At 66.5% G+C, this 19,209-nt stretch carries 23 protein-coding genes and 1 other RNA gene; 8 read left to right on the top strand and 16 right to left on the bottom strand.

Annotation, left to right across the window (positions count from 1 at the left end):
* The first annotated feature begins 250 nt into the window (after positions 1-250).
* Together rnpB and ACQHGV_RS09550 are read left to right on the top strand one after the other, a co-directional pair.
* An RNA gene (gene rnpB, locus ACQHGV_RS09555) (RNase P RNA component class A) lies at positions 251-633 on the top strand.
* Positions 634-691: 58 nt separating this feature from the next.
* Positions 692-2,686 carry a hypothetical protein gene (locus ACQHGV_RS09550; protein WP_440978011.1) on the top strand — a complete coding sequence of 665 codons (1,995 nt, stop codon included), beginning with the start codon at positions 692-694 and terminating at the stop codon, positions 2,684-2,686.
* A gap of 48 nt (positions 2,687-2,734) precedes the next feature.
* On the opposite strand, the gene ACQHGV_RS09545 is transcribed toward ACQHGV_RS09550, so the two are convergent.
* Both ACQHGV_RS09545 and ACQHGV_RS09540 read right to left on the bottom strand, forming a co-directional pair.
* On the bottom strand, positions 2,735-3,373 hold the full coding sequence (locus tag ACQHGV_RS09545) for a carbonic anhydrase (RefSeq protein ID WP_440978010.1): 639 nt from the start codon (positions 3,371-3,373) through the stop codon (positions 2,735-2,737).
* On the bottom strand, positions 3,370-4,950 hold the full coding sequence (locus ACQHGV_RS09540) for a SulP family inorganic anion transporter (RefSeq protein ID WP_183952090.1): 1,581 nt from the start codon (positions 4,948-4,950) through the stop codon (positions 3,370-3,372). The genes ACQHGV_RS09545 and ACQHGV_RS09540 overlap by 4 nt, the downstream gene beginning before the upstream one ends.
* Before the next feature lie 185 nt (positions 4,951-5,135).
* Here ACQHGV_RS09540 and ACQHGV_RS09535 point away from each other — a divergent pair, with 185 nt between their 5' ends.
* Both ACQHGV_RS09535 and ACQHGV_RS09530 read left to right on the top strand, forming a co-directional pair.
* Complete coding sequence (locus tag ACQHGV_RS09535) at positions 5,136-5,675, top strand: J domain-containing protein (RefSeq protein ID WP_322963339.1); 540 nt, start codon at positions 5,136-5,138, stop codon at positions 5,673-5,675.
* Positions 5,672-5,968, top strand: coding sequence for a (2Fe-2S) ferredoxin domain-containing protein (locus tag ACQHGV_RS09530; RefSeq protein WP_440978009.1), 297 nt, complete (start codon positions 5,672-5,674; stop codon positions 5,966-5,968). The genes ACQHGV_RS09535 and ACQHGV_RS09530 overlap by 4 nt, the downstream gene beginning before the upstream one ends.
* A 350-nt stretch (positions 5,969-6,318) precedes the next feature.
* Here the strand turns inward: ACQHGV_RS09530 and ACQHGV_RS09525 are convergent, their stop codons facing one another.
* From ACQHGV_RS09525 to ACQHGV_RS09480, 10 genes are read right to left on the bottom strand one after another with little or no spacing between them, the layout of a single operon-like run.
* Positions 6,319-6,720: a SufE family protein gene (locus tag ACQHGV_RS09525; RefSeq protein WP_440978008.1), complete on the bottom strand. Its 402-nt coding sequence runs from the start codon at positions 6,718-6,720 to the stop codon at positions 6,319-6,321.
* 53 nt (positions 6,721-6,773) lie between these two features.
* On the bottom strand, positions 6,774-7,442 hold the full coding sequence (locus tag ACQHGV_RS09520; RefSeq protein ID WP_440978007.1) for a hypothetical protein: 669 nt from the start codon (positions 7,440-7,442) through the stop codon (positions 6,774-6,776).
* Between the two features lie 2 nt (positions 7,443-7,444).
* Positions 7,445-7,684 carry a hypothetical protein gene (locus ACQHGV_RS09515; protein ID WP_183952095.1) on the bottom strand — a complete coding sequence of 80 codons (240 nt, stop codon included), beginning with the start codon at positions 7,682-7,684 and terminating at the stop codon, positions 7,445-7,447.
* 33 nt (positions 7,685-7,717) lie between these two features.
* A complete protein-coding gene (locus ACQHGV_RS09510) occupies positions 7,718-7,957 on the bottom strand; it encodes a hypothetical protein (RefSeq protein WP_440978006.1) in 240 nt (79 codons plus the stop codon).
* 46 nt (positions 7,958-8,003) lie between these two features.
* Positions 8,004-8,303 carry a hypothetical protein gene (locus ACQHGV_RS09505; RefSeq protein ID WP_440978005.1) on the bottom strand — a complete coding sequence of 100 codons (300 nt, stop codon included), beginning with the start codon at positions 8,301-8,303 and terminating at the stop codon, positions 8,004-8,006.
* A 14-nt stretch (positions 8,304-8,317) separates the two neighbouring features.
* The gene (locus ACQHGV_RS09500) at positions 8,318-8,614 is read right to left on the bottom strand and encodes a hypothetical protein (protein WP_058717805.1); all 297 of its coding nucleotides are present in this window, start codon (positions 8,612-8,614) and stop codon (positions 8,318-8,320) included.
* A 42-nt stretch (positions 8,615-8,656) separates the two neighbouring features.
* Positions 8,657-9,040, bottom strand: coding sequence for an envelope stress response membrane protein PspC (gene pspC, locus ACQHGV_RS09495; protein ID WP_409790035.1), 384 nt, complete (start codon positions 9,038-9,040; stop codon positions 8,657-8,659).
* 1 nt (position 9,041) lies between these two features.
* Positions 9,042-9,335 carry an envelope stress response membrane protein PspB gene (pspB, locus tag ACQHGV_RS09490; RefSeq protein WP_183952099.1) on the bottom strand — a complete coding sequence of 98 codons (294 nt, stop codon included), beginning with the start codon at positions 9,333-9,335 and terminating at the stop codon, positions 9,042-9,044.
* 1 nt (position 9,336) lies between these two features.
* Positions 9,337-10,005: a phage shock protein PspA gene (gene pspA / locus ACQHGV_RS09485; protein WP_183952100.1), complete on the bottom strand. Its 669-nt coding sequence runs from the start codon at positions 10,003-10,005 to the stop codon at positions 9,337-9,339.
* A gap of 29 nt (positions 10,006-10,034) precedes the next feature.
* A complete protein-coding gene (locus tag ACQHGV_RS09480; RefSeq protein ID WP_409790039.1) occupies positions 10,035-10,187 on the bottom strand; it encodes a hypothetical protein in 153 nt (50 codons plus the stop codon).
* Positions 10,188-10,363: 176 nt separating this feature from the next.
* Here ACQHGV_RS09480 and pspF point away from each other — a divergent pair, with 176 nt between their 5' ends.
* The 3 genes from pspF (at position 10,364) to ACQHGV_RS09465 (ending at position 14,072) form a co-directional block, all read left to right on the top strand.
* Positions 10,364-11,410 carry a phage shock protein operon transcriptional activator gene (gene pspF / locus ACQHGV_RS09475; protein ID WP_440978004.1) on the top strand — a complete coding sequence of 349 codons (1,047 nt, stop codon included), beginning with the start codon at positions 10,364-10,366 and terminating at the stop codon, positions 11,408-11,410.
* A 66-nt stretch (positions 11,411-11,476) separates the two neighbouring features.
* Complete coding sequence (locus tag ACQHGV_RS09470; protein WP_440978003.1) at positions 11,477-12,088, top strand: superoxide dismutase; 612 nt, start codon at positions 11,477-11,479, stop codon at positions 12,086-12,088.
* A gap of 256 nt (positions 12,089-12,344) precedes the next feature.
* Positions 12,345-14,072 carry an SEL1-like repeat protein gene (locus ACQHGV_RS09465; RefSeq protein ID WP_440978002.1) on the top strand — a complete coding sequence of 576 codons (1,728 nt, stop codon included), beginning with the start codon at positions 12,345-12,347 and terminating at the stop codon, positions 14,070-14,072.
* Positions 14,073-14,104: 32 nt separating this feature from the next.
* Here the strand turns inward: ACQHGV_RS09465 and ACQHGV_RS09460 are convergent, their stop codons facing one another.
* The 3 genes from ACQHGV_RS09460 to mtaB are packed head-to-tail and all read right to left on the bottom strand — an operon-like array spanning position 14,105 to position 16,907.
* On the bottom strand, positions 14,105-14,719 hold the full coding sequence (locus ACQHGV_RS09460; protein ID WP_440978001.1) for a septation protein A: 615 nt from the start codon (positions 14,717-14,719) through the stop codon (positions 14,105-14,107).
* The gene (gene ftsY / locus ACQHGV_RS09455; protein WP_440978000.1) at positions 14,716-15,651 is read right to left on the bottom strand and encodes a signal recognition particle-docking protein FtsY; all 936 of its coding nucleotides are present in this window, start codon (positions 15,649-15,651) and stop codon (positions 14,716-14,718) included. Before ftsY ends, ACQHGV_RS09460 begins: the two co-directional genes overlap by 4 nt.
* Positions 15,648-16,907, bottom strand: coding sequence for a tRNA (N(6)-L-threonylcarbamoyladenosine(37)-C(2))-methylthiotransferase MtaB (mtaB, locus tag ACQHGV_RS09450; RefSeq protein WP_440977999.1), 1,260 nt, complete (start codon positions 16,905-16,907; stop codon positions 15,648-15,650). Before mtaB ends, ftsY begins: the two co-directional genes overlap by 4 nt.
* On the opposite strand from mtaB, the gene ACQHGV_RS09445 reads away from it, so the two are divergent.
* Positions 16,906-17,481 (top strand): DUF924 family protein, encoded by a 576-nt coding sequence (locus tag ACQHGV_RS09445; protein WP_440977998.1) that lies wholly within the window; start codon positions 16,906-16,908, stop codon positions 17,479-17,481. The two genes, mtaB and ACQHGV_RS09445, sit on opposite strands and share 2 nt — an antisense overlap.
* Here ACQHGV_RS09445 and ACQHGV_RS09440 read toward each other — a convergent pair.
* The gene (locus tag ACQHGV_RS09440) at positions 17,456-19,021 is read right to left on the bottom strand and encodes a putative bifunctional diguanylate cyclase/phosphodiesterase (protein WP_440977997.1); all 1,566 of its coding nucleotides are present in this window, start codon (positions 19,019-19,021) and stop codon (positions 17,456-17,458) included. The genes ACQHGV_RS09445 and ACQHGV_RS09440 overlap by 26 nt on opposite strands.
* Positions 19,022-19,209 lie beyond the last annotated feature (188 nt).

Genomic DNA, 19,209 nt, shown 5'->3' with positions numbered 1-19,209 from the left:
GTCATGGGTGGGGAGGGTCAATTGATCCCGTCGGCGCTGTTGCTGCCGCGCACTCACGGGGATTACCGAGAACGATTCCCTTGGCCTTCGACTTCGCTCAGGCTGAACGGGGCGGGGAAGGGGGTTACCCGAACAGCCGCTCAGCCTTCACCCCAACAGCCGTTCAGGCTGAGCGAAGTCGAAGCCCGCGCGAGCCTGCCGACCACAAACCCCTTGCCCTGCGCCCCATTCCCGCTACAGCCGCCCGCAGTCAGAGGGCCGGGCGGCCGCGGCCTCGGGAAACCGGGGGCGAGGAAAGTCCGGGCTCCGCGGAACAACGGTGCCGGGTAACGCCCGGCGGGGGCGACCCCAGGGACAGTGCCACAGAGAGCAGACGGCCACGGCTTCGGCCAGGTCAGGGTGAAAGGGTGCGGTAAAAGCGCACCGCGGGTCCGGTAACGGAAACGGCATGGCAAACCCCACCGGGAGCAAGACCGAATAGGGATGGCATGGCGCCGCAAGGCGTCGGGGCGCGTTCCCGCCCGCTATCCGGGTTGGTTGCTTGAGGCGATGTGCAAGCATCGTCCTAGAAGAATGGTCGCCCATCCGGCCTCGGCCGGTGGACAGAACCCGGCTTACAGGCCCTCTGGCTTTCCGCCCCGAAATAGGGCAGCTTCCTTGCCGCGAGAGCTTGGGAGGGCTTTGGGGAATCATGACATCGACGATTTTCGCGCGCGCCGGTCTGGTCGGACTGGTCGTCGCCACGGGTACGGCCGCCATTGCGCAGCAGGCGACGCCGCCCGCCGCGAAGCCCAGCGCGCAGCAGCAATATGACGCCGCCACCGCGCTGGACCAAGGCACCGACGCCAATGCCGCGCTGGCCGCCTGGACGGCCTTTGCCGCGCGGTTCGAGCCGGGGACGCGGACCTGGGCAATCGGCACGGTGCGAAAGGGCGGCGCGCTATACCGGCTGGCACGGCTGGACGAGGCGGCCAAGACCATCCGTACCGGTCTGGCCGCGCTGCCCGCCACGGATGCGACGCTGGCCGAGGATCGCTTCAACGCGCACATGATGCTGGGCAAGATCGCGGCGGACTCGCTCGACTATGCCGATGCGACCGCCGAATATGGCAAGGCCGAAGCGGCGGCGACCGATGACGCGACCCGGGTCGGCGCGATGCTGGCCGGTGCGCGGATGCAGGTCTTCACCGATCCCGCCGCCGCGCAAGGGGCGCTCGACCGGGCCGACGCCATCGCCGCCCGGATGAATCTGGGCAAGACGGACCAGGCGGCGCTGGCCCAGGCGCGGCTACGGCTGCTCCTCAACACCGGTCGTTTCACCGAGGCGAACAGGATGGGGCCGCGCGTCGTCAATCTGCTGGGCGGGCTGACCCTGAACAAGGTCGATCTGCGCGACGTTGCCGCGCGGTCCGATGCGGCGATCGCCGCGCTCCTGGCTCACGATGCCGACACCGCGCGCGAATATATGGCTTACACCGGGGCCGGGCGGTCGACGAAGGGCAATTTCGTCGCGGCCAATCTGATGGAGCCGCCGGCCTGTGGCGGTGACGCCGATCTGAAGCCCGACGATGTGGCCGTCGTGCAATTCGGTGTCGGAGACGACGGTACCACCTTCAACGTCGAACCCATGTATTCCTCGGGCGGGGGGCAGAAGGCCTTGGCCTTCGCGCGCGCCGTTCGCGGATGGGTATGGACGCCCGAGGATTTGAAGACGCTGCCGCCCTTCTTCCGCTATAGCGTGCGGTTGGAAATGCGCTGTTCGACATCGTTCGCCCGGCCGTCGATCTGGCAGGATTTCGACAGCGCCTTTGGCGATTGGCTGAAGACAAAGGGCATGGCGCGCGCCGGGTCGGATGTCGGCGCGCGGGGCGGCGGGGCGGCACTGGAGACGCAACGCGCCGCGCTCAAGAGTGCGGAAAGCTCGGGGCAGGCGCCCGCCATTCTGGCGGCGAGCGACACGCTGATGCGCAATCCGGTGCTCGGTGCCGAGGAACGGCAGGCACTGGTGGCCAAGGCGGATGCGCTGGCGGCGGCGCAGTCGGATATGCCCGCCATGGCCAGGCTGCGGTTCGCCATTGTCACGCGCACCTTGCAGGGACGCGAATTCTGGCGCGACCGACGTTATGCGACGGTCGTATCGCCGATGCTGAGCGAAAAGCCCTATGTCGATGACGTTCAGGCGCGCAATGCGCTGCGCCTGATCATCGCCGACGCCATCCCGTGGAAGGACAGCGATCCCTATCTGCAGCAGGTGGTGGACGACGCCGCGCTGCCGGCGCGCGATCCGCTCAAGGTCGGCGCGCTGATCCGGCTGGCCTCGATCGCGCAGCGGCGCGGCAACAGCGAACTGGCGCGCCAGACCTTCGAGAAGACGGGGCTTGCCGCCTCGCAATGCGCCACGCTCGATGCCCAGCCCAAGCCGGTGTTCCTGAACAACGGTTCGTCCTCCTTCCCGCAGGAGGCGCTGCGCTGGGGGTTCGAGGGTTGGGTGAGGAACCAGTATGACATCGACGCCGCCGGCCGCGCGCAGAATGTCCGCACCCTCGTCAGCTATCCGCCCTTCATCTTCTCGACCGCGTCGGAAAAGATGATGCAGGGTGCCCGCTTCGACAAAAGCTATCGTCCCGATGGCGGGCTGGGCTGCGGCGCGAGCGTCACCGGCGTGCGCTTCCAGCTGCCGGGCTGAGACCGGCGGCGATGGCCGGGCCGCGATCGGGCGGCCCGGCCTGTCCGATCAGACCAGCACCTTGCCCGGCCGCTCGATCCCGTCGAGATCGGTGGTCGCGTCGATCTCCAGCAGGGTTTTGATATGCCCGTCGCGGATGTCGTAGACCCAGCCATGCAGCCATAGCTCGCGACCCTCGGCGAAGGCCTTCTGGATCGTGTCCAGCCGCGCGAGGTGGCGCAGCTGTTCCATCACGTTCACCTCGACCAGGCGATTGACCTTGGCACCCTCGTCGGGCTGCGCCGCGATCTCGTCCTGGTGGCGGTGAAGCACGTCGCGGGCATTGCCCAGCCACCGGTCGACCGGCCCCTCCGTCCCGCCGTTCAGCGTGGCGAGCACGCCGCCGCAGCCATGATGGCCGCACAGGATGACGTGGCGGACCCTCAGCACATCGACCGCATATTGCACGACCGACAACAGGTTCAGGTCGTCGTCATGGACCAGATTGGCGATGTTGCGGTGGAGGAACATGCCGCCCGGCGGCGTCATGGTCATCTGCTCGGGGGTCACCCGGCTGTCCGAACAGCCGATCCACAGAAAGTCGGGTTTCTGCCCCACCGTCTGGCGCTGGAAGAAGTCGGTCTTCTCCTCGAGGAGTTCGGTCGCCCAAGCCTTATTGGCGAGCAGCAGCTGCTTATATTCCCTCATGCGTAGCGCACTCCCGTCGATGGGGCATTGATCAACGGGGCGGTCCGCTCGGCGATGTCGCCGCGCACGATGACGCTGATCCCGCGATAGTCGGCGCCCTTGATGAAGGCGTTGATGATGTCGACATTGTCGAGATCGACATAGGAGGTCGAGGACAGGTCGATCAGCAGGTTGGCGCCGTCCGGCACCTTGGCCAGCGACTTCTGCAATTCGTACTTGTGGATGAAGTACAGGTTGCGCCGCGCCCGGATCAGGCAGTCGCCATCGTCATAGGCATAGGTCAGCGCCGGACGGAAGTTGCGCGCCACGACGAAGACGAAGCCGACGACCAGCCCGACCAGGATGCCGATCAGCAGATCGGTGCGCAGGATCGCCAGGATGGTGACGATGAAGGGGATGAACTGGCTCCACCCCTGCTTGAACCGATCGGTGAACAGCTTGGGCTTGCACAGCTTGTAGCCGGTGGCGATCAGCACGGCGGCGAGTGCGGCCAGCGGGATCTGGTTGAGCAGGACCGGGATCAGCGCGACCGATAGCAGCAGCCAGGTCGCGTGCAGCATCGCCGACATCTTGCTCTCGGCCCCGGCATCGACATTGGCCGAGGAGCGGACGATCACCGAGGTGACGGGCAGGCCGCCGAGCAGACCGGAGACGATGTTGCCGCCGCCCTGCGCCATCAATTCCCAATTCTTGTCGGTGGTGCGGCGGCGCGGATCGAGTTCGTCGACCGCCTTCACGCTCAGCAGCGACTCCAGGCTGGCGACGATCGCCAGCGTGATCGCGGTGGTCCACACCGCGCCGGTGCCGATCGCCGAGAAGTCGGGCAGCTGGAACTGGCCGAGAAACTCCGACGCGCCGCCGGCGACGGGCACGCGGACCAGATGGCTGCCGGTCAATTGCCATGCGGGCTGGAACGCGCCCAGCAGCATGTTGCCGACCACGCCGATGACGACGACGACCAGCGGCCCGGGCAGCAGCCGCAGCGGACCCTGCTTGGGCTTGGCGTGATCCCACCAGAACAGGAAGGCCAGCGACACCGCGCCGATCAGCACCGCGCCGGGTGCGATGTCCTGGCTGACGCTGGTCCACAGATCGGTGAAGGTGTTGCCGCCGGCGCGGCTGGCATATTCGAAGCTGCCCTCGAAATCGCCGTCATAGCCGATGGCGTGGGGCACCTGCTTCAGGATCAGGATCAAGCCGATCGCGGCGAGCATGCCGGTGATGACGGCCGAGGGCACGAACTCGGCCAGCACGCCGGCGCGGGTGAAGGAAAAGGCGAGCTGCAACACGCCCGCCAGCATCACCGCCAGCAGGAAGACCTGGAAACTGGGCAGCCGCTCGATCGCCTCGAACACGATTACGGTCAGGCCGGCGGCGGGGCCGGAGACGGATAGAGGCGATTTGGACAGGAAGCCGACGACCAGGCCGCCGACGATGCCGGCGATCATCCCGGCGAAGGGCGGCGCGCCGGAGGCGACCGCGATGCCCAGACAGAGTGGCAGCGCGACGAGCGCCACCACGATCGACGCCGGCACATCCGCCCTTGCGGTGGCCAGAAAGGAACGACTTTGGGCCACGGCGGCTCCTGATACAGCTGGGCGTCCGCATATGTCCGGTACGGACATGACTATATGATGACTTATATTTCATGTACGAGGGAACCATTGGCGGTCAAGCGATTCAGTAGGGGGCGGCCGGCGCTGTCTCACAAAGCGCATCGCTTGATGCTTGCACCGGCGCGCAAGTCGCCTAAATCGGCTCGGTGGCGCGATCTTCTACCCGATCCAATGACTGGGGCTTTCCTCGCTGGCGCAGCTATGGCGCGTCGCGCGAGGCCAAGCCCGTGCGTATCTGCGACCGGCATGGCTGCGACCAGCCGGGCAACTGTCCCGCGCCCAAATCCCCCAACAGCCCCGACCGCTGGTATTTTTGCGAGGCGCATGCCGCCGAGTATAATCGCGGCTGGGACTATTTTCAGGGGCTGAGCGCCGAGGAAGCCGCCGCGCGCGAAGCGTCGGAGCGGCGGACGAGTGCCGGCTACGCCCAGTCCAAGCACCAGGCCTGGGCGGGGCCGGGCGACGGCACCCGCTCGCGCGACGAGATGCGCGCACTCGACGCGCTGGGGCTGGAGCCGGACGCCGAGTTCGACTTGATCCGCGCGACGTGGCGCGGGCTTGCCAAGGCGAACCATCCCGACATCCGCCCCAATGATCCGGAGGCGGCGACGAAGTTCCAGCAAGTGCAGGCGGCCTATGAAGTCCTGCGCGCCGCCGAGGAACGGCGCAGTTGGAAGCCCGAATGATCCGTCGCGCCAAGTCGGAATGGGAAGCGACGGTCCTTGTCTGCGGCAAATGCTCGAAAAAGGTCGGCGGCGGGTTCGGGCCGAAGGGCAAGACGTCGCTCGCCAAGGCGCTCAAGCGGATATTCGGCAAGGGGCGCAAGGCCTCGATCGGGGTGGTCGAGACCAAGTGCCTGGGGCTGTGCCCGAAACATGCGGTGACGTTGGTCGATGGGCGTCGGCCGGGGGAATGGCTGGTGGTGACGCCGGACGAGGATGTCGAGGCGATCGCGGCGCGGCTGGGGCGGGGTGGTTGACGGGCGGGCGTTCGGGCGTGGCCTTCGACTTCGCTCAGGCTGAGCGTAGCGAGGGGCTCGTACCTTTTGCCAACCTCCGTTCAGCCTGAGCGCAGTCGAAGGCCACGGGGATTGGATGCTTCCGGGGTGTTTCATAGGTCGGTCTCGGTGAGACCTATTTCCCTCCCCCATCCCCTCCCGCCTGCGGGAGGGGCGTGCCAAGCGGTTGGCGTCAGGCTATTTCGACAAACCTAACCCGGTTTTCGACAGTTAAAGACCGCGTGCCACTTGGGCCTCTGGCCGCTCCCCTCCCGCAAGCGGGAGGGGATGGGGGAGGGCCGGGTGTCTCACCGAGCCCACACCCCGAAACCTCAATACCGCCCAGCCGTCTCCCGAATCAGTGCGATCATGTTCGGAATTCCCTGGGTCCGGTTCGAACTCAACTGGTTCTTCAGATCGAATGGCGCCAGCTCGCCCTCGATGTCGGTCGCCAGTATCTCCGCCGGCGTCCTGTCCTGCACCGTTTTCAGCACCAGCGCGATGATCCCCTTGGTGATCGCTGCATTGGAGTCCGCCAGGAAGTGCAGCCCCGCGGCGTCCCCCTTCATCGGATAGACCCAGACCGAGGCCGAACACCCGCGCACCAGCGTGGCGTCGGTCTTCAGCGCCTCGGGCATCGGCTCCAGCGCGCGGCCGAGGTCGATCAACAGGCGATAGCGATCGTCGGCGTCGAGGAATTCATATTCGTCGCGGATTTCGGCAAGATCGGACATGACGCCGCGCTACCGCGAACGGCGCGCCGCGACAACCGTTGCTGGCTAAGCGTTCAGGGCGCGAGCAGGGCGTCCACCGAACCGCCATTGCGCGCCAGTTCGGCCGCCACGCGGCGACGCCCTTCATAATAGGCCAGCACCCGCGCATTGGGATCGCGCGCGCGGATCAGTGCCTCGTCCTGGGGGCGGATGCTGGTTTCCCGCGCGACATAGTCGGGATAGCCCTCGCGCTTCCAGGCGGGCAGGCGCAGCGCGGCCCATTCGCCGATATGGTCGGCGACCAGCCGGTGGGTCATCTCATGCGCGATCGTACCCGACAGTGTCCGGACGCCGCCAAGGGGAGCGCCGTTGGTCACCCGGTCGGCCGCGACCGAATGACGGTTGAAGATCAGCGCGTGGGCGAAAGGGCGGCGAAAGGCGATCGCGTCGCTCGCCCCGATCGCCAGCATCCGCCACCGCCAGCCGCCATCGGTCAGCACCACCTGCCGCGCCAGCCCCGGCCGGTCGAGCGGGCTGGCGGCCAGCAGCCGGTCGGCCCGTGCCAGCACCCGGCCCATCGCGGCCCGGTCGATCGGCCGCTCCGCCAGCACCGTCGTGGTGCCGAAATCGGCGCGATAGGGAAAGGCGAGCGCGGCGGGGACGTGGACGATCCCCGCGACGATCACCGCCCCGCCGCACAGGGTCCGGGCGGTCCAGCGACGGATGGCGGCGAAGCGGACCATGATCAGAGGTCGACGCCGGCGGCGATGGCTTCGAGCTTGCGGATGCGCTCCTTCAAATCCGCCATCTCGATCCGCGACGCGGCCGAGGCGGCGGGCGGGTAGGGCATGTCGTGGTTACGCTCGAATTCGCGGCTCTTCAGCTGCAACCAGCCGCGCCAGCCGGCCAGTCCGGCGGTGACGATCATCGCCAGCCCCGCCAGGCCTGCGGTCGCGAGCACGATGTAGAGATTGGTGTCGGTCATGATCCGGGCTCCCTGTCCGTATCAATGGGTGGATCAGCGATCGCGCAGCCGCTCGATCTCACGGTCGAGATCGATGCTCTTGCGTTCGTCGGTGATGACGCGCTCCAGCACCTGGATGCGCTCCTTCAGCTGCTGGATTTCGCCGCGGAGCGCCTGGGTATCGCGGTTCCCTTCGCCGCGCAGATGTTCGACCATGTCGAGACCGGGCGAGCGGCGATGCTTCGCCTTGAAGATGCTGGCGACCATGACGATCGCGACGATCAGAACAACCATGAACTGTCCGCCGGACATAGCGGTAACTCCCCTCTAAAATCTTATGTCAGTGTTCGATGCGGGCGGGCGCTTCGCCGCCGATGCGCAGGGCATCGATCTCGTCGCTGAGCGCCAGGCCGCGATCGGTGATGATCCGTTCCAGCACCCGGACACGTTGTTCGAGCCGCTCGGTCTGGGCGGCATATTGCGCCGCCTTTTCCGCGACCATCGAGGCTTCGGTGGCCAGCTGCTTTTCGCGAAGGGCGAACCAGGGCTTCATAAAGACACCGCCGATGATCGCGACCAGGCCGCAGCTGATGCCCAGGATCGGGATAAGGATGCCGAGGACGGGGACCAGATTTTCCATCGCCTATCTCCCCCTCAGCGATCGCGCAGCGCGTCGATTTCGCGTGCGGTCCGCTCGGCGGGGTCGGTGGCGATCCGTTCCAGCACCGCGATCCGCTCTTCCAGTCGAGAGACCTGGCCGACCAGCTTCTGGTTCTCGGCGGTCAGCAATTCGACCTTGCGACCATCGGCGATGTCGCTCTTGTGCGTCATCCCGCCCCAATCATTTTCCAGGCTGTAGCCGTGCTTGGCACGTATCCAGGTGGTCACGACCCAACCGATCGTCGACATTGCGATGATCGCCAAGACGAAACCCGGTCCTCCCCAAGACATAATCCATACTCCCATAGGATAGTTGATGTATCAGCGCGGTCTTCAGCGCAGGCGGTCGATCTCGTCGGCCAGCTGGCGGTTGCGGCTGGTATAGTGAAGTTCGATATCGGCCAGGCGACGGTCGAGATCGCGGAACTTCGAGCGGACCTCGGCGGTCGAGCGGCGCGGGTTGCTGCGTACGCCCTGCCAGAACTTGGCGTCCTCGTCCGACTGGTACAGGCCCAGCGGCTTGGCGGTCGCCATCCAGGCGATCAGCAGATAGGCGAGCGGGACCCAGGGCATGCCGACCCCGGTGATGGTCAGCAGGACCGCGGCGACGCGGACCCACATCACATCGACGCCGGTATAGTCGGCGATCCCCGAACACACGCCCTTGAACTTGGCATTCTGCTTGTCGAGGTAGAAGTTGGTGCGGCTGGCGGTCATGTCAGTTCCTCCGGTCGAGGCTGTAGTCCTGTTGGCCTAGGCGCGGTTCGGGGCGCCATTCGGACTGCGACAGGCTGGGCTTGAAGTTGGGATTGTCGGCGGCGACGATCCGTTCGACGGTGTTCACCCGGTCCTCGAGCCGCCGTGCGAGCATGTGAAGCTCGTCGAGCAGCTGCTCGTCCTCATGGGTGATCTTGGGCGCCTGCTTCCACTTGGTGACATAGTGCAGGATCAGCCAGGGCAGCGCGATGAACAGCGTGAGCATCGCGATGCCGGGGGTGATGATGTCCTCCATCTCACTCCCCCTTGTTCAGGCGCGCCTTGAGCGCGGCGAGTTCGGCATCGACCCGGTCGGAGGCGCGCAGTTCGGCGATCTCGTCCTCGAGCGTCTTGGGGTTCGACCCCAGGCCCAGCGCCTCGGCGCGACCCTCGGCCTCGTCCACCTTGCGCTCCAGAATGTCGAAGCGGCTGAACGCGTCATGCGTCTTGGGCCCGTTCCACATCTCGCGCAGGCGATAGCGGTTGTTGGCGCTTTCCAGACGGGTCTGGACCGCATTCTGCTTGGTCCGCGCCTCGCGCAGCTTGTTCTGCAGCTTGGCGATGTCCTCTTCCGACGCGCGCAGCGCATCGTCGAGCACCTGGACCTCGGCCTTCAGCTGGTCGGCCATGTCGGCGGCCTTCTGGCGCTCGATCAGCGCGGCCTTGGCCAAGTCCTCGCGGTCCTTCGACAGCGCCAGCTCGGCCTTTTCGGTCCAGCTGTCCTGAAGCTGGTCCAGCTTCATGATATGGCGGCGGATTTCCTTCTGGTCGGCGATCGTGCGGGCGGCAGAGGCGCGCACCTCGACAAGCGTCTCCTCCATTTCGAGGATGATCATGCGGATCATCTTCGCGGGGTCTTCCGCCTTGTCCAGCAGGTCGGCGAAATTGGCAGCGACGATGTCGCGGGTGCGGGAGAAAATGCCCATCGGATACTCCTTGATGGCGAATGGCTTGGTTATGCGATCGGCGCCTCGATCGCTGCAACCGGAGTCTGGTTCTGTGCGGTGGCGACATGCGCGGGGGCGAGGGCGCCCATCAGGCAGGTGGCGCTCATCACGACGGTGCAGGCGATGGCGGCGATCTGGCGGGTGAAGGTGGTGGCGAACATGGTGGAAACTCCCTGATCTTTTTGTTTCGGTCCGCTCATCGGCGGGATGTCAGAAGCATTGCAGGAGCCGTGCCAATTTAAAAAAATGGCGGAAATCCGCGGGTTTTAAAAATAGTTGCGATCTGACAACGATTGTGCGCTTGCCAAGCGTTGGGAAAATCCGCCACCTGTTGGGAATGGATCGGACGAGTCAGGTCATCGGCCAATCGGGGGCCTTTCTGGATGCACTGGAACGGGCCAGCCGCGCCGCCGCGCTCGACCGTCCGGTGCTGGTCATCGGCGAGCGTGGCACGGGCAAGGAACTGGTCGCCGAACGTCTCCACCGCCTGAGCGGGCGATGGGACCAGCCCTTGGTCGTCATGAACTGCGCCGCGCTGCCCGAAACGCTGATCGAGGCCGAATTATTTGGACATGAGGCGGGCGCGTTCACCGGCGCCACCAAGGCGCGGGCCGGGCGGTTCGAGGAGGCCAATGGCGGCACGCTGTTCCTCGACGAACTCGGCACCTTGTCGATGGCGGCACAGGACCGGCTGCTGCGCGCGGTGGAATATGGCGAGGTGACGCGGATCGGTTCGTCACGTCCTTTGCGCGTCGATGTGCGTATCGTCGCGGCGACCAACGAGCATCTGCCCGACAAGGTCGCCGCGCACCAGTTCCGTGCCGACCTGCTCGACCGGCTGTGTTTCGAGGTGGTGACCCTGCCTCCCTTACGCGCGCGCAAAAGCGACATCATGGTGCTGGCCAATCATTTCGGCCGGCGCATGGCGGCGGAGGTGGGTTGGGACGACTGGCCCGGTTTCGGCGCGGCGGCGACCGATGCGCTGATGGAGCATCGCTGGCCCGGCAATGTCCGCGAACTGCGCAATGTCGTCGAGCGTGCGGTCTATCGCTGGGACCGCGAAGGGCCGGTCGATGCGATCGAGATCGATCCCTTCCGCTCGCCCTATCGCCCGCAGGGGCAGTCGCCCGCCGCCGCGAAGAGCGAGCAGGGGAGCGCACCCGCCGCCGCCGAGCCGGTCAGCGACGGCGATGAGGTGGCGGCGTGCGATGTCGGTCCGTCCGACTTCAAGTCGCGTGTCGCCCGCTTCGAGCGCGAGTTGCTGACCCGTGCGCTGGCCGAGAACCGCTTCAACCAGCGCACCACCGCCGAGGCGCTGGGCCTGTCCTATGACCAGCTTCGCCATGCGCTTCGTCGCCACGATCTGATCGGAACGGTTGCGTAACCGCGCTCGGGGAGCCATTTGAGGCGCCCGGCGTTGCCACAGGCAAACCCCAAAGGAGCATTTACGATGGCTTTCGAACTGCCGCCCCTTCCGTACGACTATGACGCGCTGGAGCCGGTCATCTCCAAGGAGACGATGACCTTCCACCACGACAAGCATCACGCTGCCTACACCAACAAGCTGAACGAGGCGGTCGCGGCCGACACGTCGCTGCAGGGCAAGTCGATCGAGGACATCCTGGCCAACATCTCGTCGGCCCCGGCCGCCGTCCGCAACAATGGCGGCGGTTTCTGGAACCATGACTTTTTCTGGAAGATCATGACCAAGCCCGGCACGACCCAGCCCTCGGGCAAGCTGGCCGAGGCGATCGAGGCGTTCGGCGGTCTCGACAAGCTGAAGGAAGAATTCAACACCAAGGGCGCGGGCCAGTTCGGTTCGGGCTGGGCCTGGGTGATCGCGGACGCCGAGGGCAAGCTGAAGGTCACCTCGACCCCGAACCAGGACAACCCCCTGATGGACGTCGTCGAGACCAAGGGCACGCCGATCCTGGGTAACGACGTGTGGGAGCACGCCTATTACCTGACCTATATGAACGACCGTCCGGGCTATCTGAAGGCCTGGTGGGACGTGGTGAACTGGGACGAGGCCGGTCGCCGGTACGAGGCGGCGGTCGCGTAAAGTCACGACTATCCGTTTCGGATAAGGAAAGGGCGGCGCCGATGGGGCCGCCCTTTTTCGTTTTGTGCCTTACTTTGCGCCAAAGTCTTTGTAATCGCGCGGTGATCGCCAATCCTTCCGCTGCGCCTGTATTAAGCGACGATGGTTTATTTATTCGAAGTCGTCCGCGTATTTCTCGTTAGGCCGAAAATCATGTATAGGCTTGTCTGAAGAGTCTTTGATAAGGCTCGGCGCGTCGGAGGAGAAGGAGGCGGTGATGCGATCCAAGTATCGGGTACTTGGCGAGTTCCTGGGAAGTGTCGCGGCCATGGGCATATGCTTCTCGGCGGCGGGGCCGGTCTTCGCGCGGGTGGGCGTATCGTCGCCCGATGTCGCGACATCATCCGCCCCCAAGAACGCTGCGGCGAAAAAGCCGGCGGCGAACGAACAGGGCCCGGTCGAGATGGGCGCGGACAAGACGATCTTCGTGCGGGGGAAGCGTCTGCCTGCGGCGGAGGCGCCCAAATGGGCGATCTGTTCGGTGATCAGCCGTTTGCCGGCTTACAACTTGATCCTGCGGCAAAATCCCGACGCGCTGCCGCCGATCATCCAGCCGACGCGTATGCCGCGCAATCCGGATTACACCGCGCGCCCCAAGGTTCCGGTCGGCTCCCCGCTTCCCCAATTGGGCAAGACCCGTTTCGGCATGACGGCGGGTGGCGACATCGCGCTGCCCGGTGCCGATGCGTCGATCGCGGCCGAGGCGGGGGCGCTGCCCGGTGGTTTCGAAGCGGGTGGGCCGGGATCGGGCGCGACCTCGCTGCAACGCGCACAGGCCTATGGTCTGGGAGCCTTGTCGGCGGACAGCGCGGCGGCGGCGAACTGCGTCCGGCTTCTCGGTGGGCCGAACGAACTGACACAGGTGCCCCACATGTCGGCGACCAGCCGCAGCGTGGAGGTCGCTGCTGCCGAATATGCGATGCGCGATACCGACCTGCCCATGGGCTTCGCCTTGTTCGACCAGGGGCGCTATGCCGAAGCGCTGCCCTATTTCGAGAAGGCGGCCAGGAATCTGAGCAACCTGAACGGTGGCGACGAAGCCGCGCTGTTCGTCGCGAAGCTGTTGCTGGCCGGATTCGGCAAGGGTGATGAAAATAAGCGCGCTATCGAGGCCCTGAAGCGCGCGGCGCTGACCCGATATGTCGAACGTTTCCATCGGCCGGTCTTCGATCCGGCCAATCCCGAATTGAACACTGCATCCGGCGAAGCCGCGATGATGCTGGGCGCCATCTATCGGCAGGGGCTGTACGGCACCCAGGTCGATATGGGGGAAGCGTGCCGCTGGTACCGACGCGCGGCCTTTGTCGGCCATGTCGCGGCGTACAAGATGTTGGGTGACATCCAATATTTCGGACTGGGCGTGCCCCGCGATCCCAAGGCAGCCTTCGCCAATTACGAGCGCGGCGCCAAGCGGCATCTGGCTGCCGCGCAGGTGGCGGTGGGCGACATGCTGCATGATGGCGATGACGGTATCGCTGTCGATCTGCCGCGCGCGATCGCCTGGTATCGCGAGGCGTTGAAGCATGACGATCCGGATGCCGCCTATGCGCTGGCGACGGCCTATGAAAGCGGCAAGGGGGTTCCCGTCGACCGCGAGGTGGCGTTCGGCCTCTACCGTCAGGCGGCGCTCAAGGGATCGACCGAGGCGCGCGTGGCGATCGGTGACTATTTTCGTACCGGCACCTTCGTCCCGCGCGACGAGGCCGCTGCGCGCCGCTGGTTCGAACTGGCGTCGCAGCAGGGCGATCCCGACGGCATGTTCAACTATGCCGCGCTTCTGGCCAATGGTCGGGGTGGCGAGCGCGACCTGCCCCGCGCCTGGGCGTGGCTGAAGGTCGCGGCGGCGAAGGGCAAGCAGGAAGCCGCCCCGGCGATGGCGGCTGTCGAGGCGCGGATGACCGCGAAGGACAAGGAAAAGGCGCTGGCGCTGAGCGGCGCGCTATAGCCTTCAGAGCCGAGCGGGCCCGGTGGAGCGCGTCACTCCACCGGCGGTTCGTCGACCTTTGCCGCTTCCGCGTCCAGGCCATGCTTCAACAGCATCGGGATGTTGGCGATGGCAAAGCCGATGGTCAGCGGCATCGCGCCCCACAGCTTGAACCCGACCCAGAAATCCCAGGTCGAATTGCGCCATACCGCCTCGTTCAGCACCGCCATGAAGGCGAAGAACAGCGCCCAGTTGCGGGTCAGCTTGCGCCAGCCCTCGGGCGTCAGGCCCGAATAGACGCTGCCCAGCACCATCTGGATCAGCGGCCGCCCGGTGACGAGGCCGAAGAACAGCATTGCCGAGAACATGGCATAGACGATGGTCGGCTTCATCTTGATGAAGCGCTCGTCGTGGAAATACAGGGTCAGCCCGCCGAACACGACGACCAGCGCGCCCGACAGCCAGAGCATCGGCGAGATGCGGCCCAGCTTTACCTTGCTGACGACCATCGACACCACGGTCGCCGCCATGAAGACGCCGGTCGCGACCAGCACGCGGGTCAGCGGTCCCAGCGGCGCCAGGAAATTGACCAGGAAGAACAGGATCAGCGGACCATATTCGATGCCGGCCTTCAGGACGGGGCTGGCTTCCTTCTCGGACGCGCTCATTTGCGGCCTCCCTCGATGCCTGCGATGATGCGGCTGACCTCATTGGCGTCGAAGGGGCGCAAGTCGGTCATGCCCTCGCCGACGCCGATGGCGTGGATGGGCAGGCCGTATTTCTCGGCCGCCGCGACCAGCACGCCGCCGCGCGCGGTGCCGTCCAGCTTGGTCATGACCAGGCCGGTGACGCCCGCGACATCCTTGAACACCTCGATCTGATTGAGTGCGTTCTGGCCCGTCGTCGCGTCGAGCACCAGCAGGATGTCGTGCGGTGCCTCGGGGTTCAGGCGGCCGAGTACACGGCGGATCTTGGACAGCTCGTCCATCAGTTCGCGCTTGTTCTGGAGGCGCCCGGCGGTGTCGACGATCAGCACGTCGATGCCGGTCGCGGTCGCCTGCTTCACCGCCTCATAGACGATGCCCGCCGCGTCGCCGCCTTCCTTGCCCGAGACGATCGGCACGCCGACCCGTTCGGCCCAGGTGGCGAGCTGGCCGATCGCGGCGGCGCGGAAGGTGTCGCCCGCCGCCAGCATCACGCCGTAATCCTGCTCCATGAACAGATGCGCCAGCTTGGCGATGGTCGTCGTCTTGCCCGATCCGTTGACGCCGATGACCAGGATCACCTGCGGCCGGGGAAAGGCGTCGATCTCTAGCGGGGTGGCGACCTTGGCCAGCGCCTTCTCCACCTCTTCGGCGACGACCAGGCGGATGCCGAGGTCCTCCATATTCCGCTCGAAGCTGCCCTCGGCCAGCCGGGTGCGGATATGCCCCGCCGTTTCGGGGCCGAGGTCGGAGGCGATCAGCGCTTCCTCGATCTCGTCGAGCGTGTCCTCGTCGAGCCGCGCGGTGCCCAGGCCGGCGAGATTGCCGACCAGCCGGTCTGAGGTGCGACGGAAACCGCCGAGCAGCTTTTCGTGCCAGGAGGAGGAAGAACTCATGCCAATTGTCCGATCAGATGGGTTTCGGTCGCCGCCGTGACCCGAACGCGGGCGATGCTGCCCGGTTCGGCGGCGGGAGAAAAGTGGATGTCGGCGAAGTCGGGCGCGTGGCCGCGTGTGCCCGGCCGCTCGACCAGCACGTCGCGGGTGTGGCCGAGCTGGGTCGCCAGCCAGTCGCGGCGGCGGCGTGCGGCGGCTTCGCGCAAGGCCGCGGCGCGTTCGCGACGGAGCGGGTGCGGCACCTGCGGCATCCGGGCGGCGGGTGTGCCGTCACGCGCCGAATAGGGGAAGATGTGCGCGTGGACGATATGGGCGTCGTCGATCAACGCCAGCGTGTCCGCCGCCATCGCCTCGTCCTCGGTCGGGAAGCCCGCGATCAGGTCGGCGCCGATCGCGATCTCCGGCCGCGCGGTCAGCAGGCGCTCGACGATCGCCACCGATTGGGCGCGGCTGTGCCGGCGCTTCATCCGCTTGAGGATCAGGTCGTTGCCCGCCTGGAGCGACAGATGGAGATGCGGCATCACCCGTGCCTCGCCCGTCACCAGCTCGAATAGCCGGTCGTCGATCTCGATCGAGTCGAGCGAGGACAGCCGCAGCCGGGGCAGGGCGGGAACATGGGTCAGGATGCGCTCGACCAGCAGGCCCAGGCTGGGCTGGCCGGGCAGGTCGTGGCCATAGCTCGTCAGGTCGACGCCGGTCAGCACCACTTCCCTATGGCCCAGCTCGACCGCGCGGGAAATGCGGTCGATGACCAGCCCGGCGGGGACCGATCGGCTGGGTCCCCGGCCGGTCGGGATGATGCAGAAGGTGCAGCTATGGTCGCAGCCATTCTGAACCTCGACGAACGCCCGCGCATGGCCGGTAAAGGCGGCGGCGAGATGCGGCGCGGTCTCGACCACGCGCGACAGGTCGGTGACCAGCATCGGCTCGGCGGAGGCCCAGCTTTCGGGGCGCAGCTTGTCGGCATTGCCCAGCACGCGCGCAACCTCGGGCATGGCGGCAAAGCTGGCCGGGTCGATCTGCGCCGCGCATCCCGTCACCACGATCTGCGCGTCGGGCCGGGCCTTGGCGGCGCGGCGGATCGCGGCGCGGGTCTGCTTGACCGCCTCGTTGGTGACGGCGCAGCTGTTGACGACGACCATGTCGGCCCGACCTGCGACCAGCGCGCGGATCGTTTCGCTCTCGGCGATGTTGAGGCGGCAGCCCAGACTGATGATCTCAGGACCAGCAATTTCAGGGCCAGAAAGGGACGACATGACCGCCGATCTAGGGATGGATGCCGCACAAGTCCACGGGACCGCGCGTGCCGTGATCGACTTCTGGTTCGCGCTGCCGCCCGAAAAGCATTTCGCGAAGGACGATGCGCTGGACCGGGAGATCGCCGATCGGTTCGGGGCGGTACGCGATCAGGTGCTGGCGACCGACGCGATCGGCTGGCGCGAGGAGCCCGATACGCTGTTGGCGGCGATCCTGCTGCTCGACCAGTTTTCGCGCAACCTGTATCGGGAATCGGCGCAGGGCTATGCCGCCGATCCGCTGGCGCTGGAGCTGTGCCTGACCGCGATCGACGCGGGGTGGGAGGACCGCTATCCCCCGGAGCGGCTGGCCTTTGTCTATATGCCGCTGATGCACGCGGAATCGCGCGCGATGCAGGATCTGAGCGTCGCCAAGTTCACCGAATTGGGGCGTGAGGAGAATCTGTCGTTCGCGCGTGACCATCGCGAGGTCATCCGGCGCTATGGCCGCTACCCCAGCCGCAACGCCGTGCTGGGTCGTGCCTCGACGCCCGAAGAACAGGATTATCTCAGCCGGCCAGACGCGGGATGGTAGGGAAGGGCGGCGCGGTGCTGCCCGCCAGCAACCGCCGTTCGGCCAGGAATTGACGGACTTGTCCCAGGTCCATCGGCGGACCGTAAAAGGGTCCCTGACCCTGGGCGCAGCCGATCAGGCGCAATCGGTCCTGCGTCTCGGCGTCGCGCAGCCCCTTGGCGGCGATCGGGAGGTTCAGCGTGTCGCCCAGCTGGACGATGGCGGTCACGATCTTCATCAGTTCCGGGTCGGCGGCCATGTCGCCGATGAAGTTCGGGTCGATCCGCACCCGGTCGAACGGCAGCGCGCGCAGATGCGCCAGGCTGGAATAGCCGCTGCCGAATTCGTCGAGCGCGAGCGCGATGCCCTGATTCTTAAGGCTGACGACGATCGACTGCGCCAGCGCCAGATTGGCGAACAGCGCATTTTCGGTGATCTCGACCTCCAGCCGGTGCGCGGGGAAGCCGCTCTCGGTCAGCGTCTTGATGACCTTCTGCGCCAGCCAGGCGTCGTGAAACTGCGCGGTACTGAGCGGGAAGGACAGGGTCAGCGACGGGTCCCAGTCGCGCGCGGCGGCCATCGCCTGTCGCATCAGCGCCAGCGAGACGTCGCCCGACAGGCCCGACGCCTCGGCCACCGGCATGAACCGATCGGCCGCCATCGCGCCCAAGGTCGGATGGTCCCAATGCGCCAGCACCTCGAACCCGGTCAGCCGGGCATTGCCCAGATCGATCTGCGGCACGAAGCGCGGCTGGATGTCGCCCTGCGCCAAAGCGGCGCGCAGATCGCTGACGATCATGTTGCGTTCGGCCATGGCGGTTTCCATCGCGGGGTCGAACCACAAGGGGCGCCCGTCGCCGCGCGCCTTGGCGGCGATCAAGGCCAGGTCGGCACGGCGGACCAGCTGGTCGATCGTCGCGGTCGGCCCCTCGACATGCGCGAGCGCGATGGCCGCGCGGGGCGCGAAATCCTGATCGGCCAGTCGGATCGGCTGCGCGATGCGGATCGCCAGCCGCTCGGCGAGTCGGTTGACGCGGTCGCGTCCGCGCGCGTCGACCGGGATCAGGCATCCGAAGCAATCGCCCTCGAACCGGGCGACGATGGCATCGGACGAGGCCTCGCTGCGCAGGGTCTTGGCGACATGCTGGAGCAGCGCGTCGCCGGCCTCATGCCCGAACGACCCGGCGATGGCGCGGAACCGATCGATATCGAGCAGCAACAGCGTGACGCCACGCTTGCGGCCGAAGGCGGTATCGATCATCGCCTGCCCGGCGCGCTGGAAATGCGGGCGGTTGGTCAATCCGGTCAGCGCGTCGGCCTGATCCAGGCGATCGGCCTCGTGCCGATGCGCCGGCGGCATCCGCCAGTAGAGGAAGGTCAGGCCGGCGGCGGTCAGGAACAAAATGGTCTTCGCGGGTAGATCGAGGCCCAACTGGATCAACAGGATCGCGACCGCCACCATGAGCGCGCCGCCAACGAGTCCCAGCGCGAACAGGCGTGCCGGAACGGGCGTTGGAATGGGGGTGGCGGGCGGCCCTTGCATGGCAGAAAGTGGTGCCATGTCAGTTATGTACAAGAGGTTAATTGTGCGCCCCGCCGCCCTCGACTTGCGCCGGGCCGCAATCTGCCGTAAGAGCGCCCCCAAGTTCCGTTTCGGAATGTGAAAGTGAAGCGCCCAAGGGTGCACGCTGGCCGGCGAGGTTTCGCCCGCCGGCGCTTTTGCGTTTGGCGGTGCGACACGGGTTTTTG

The organism is Sphingomonas pseudosanguinis (assembly GCF_052056765.1).
Lineage (GTDB): Bacteria > Pseudomonadota > Alphaproteobacteria > Sphingomonadales > Sphingomonadaceae > Sphingomonas > Sphingomonas pseudosanguinis.
Note: the sequence above shows the minus strand (reverse complement) of the source record. Positions and strands in the feature narration are given on the sequence as shown.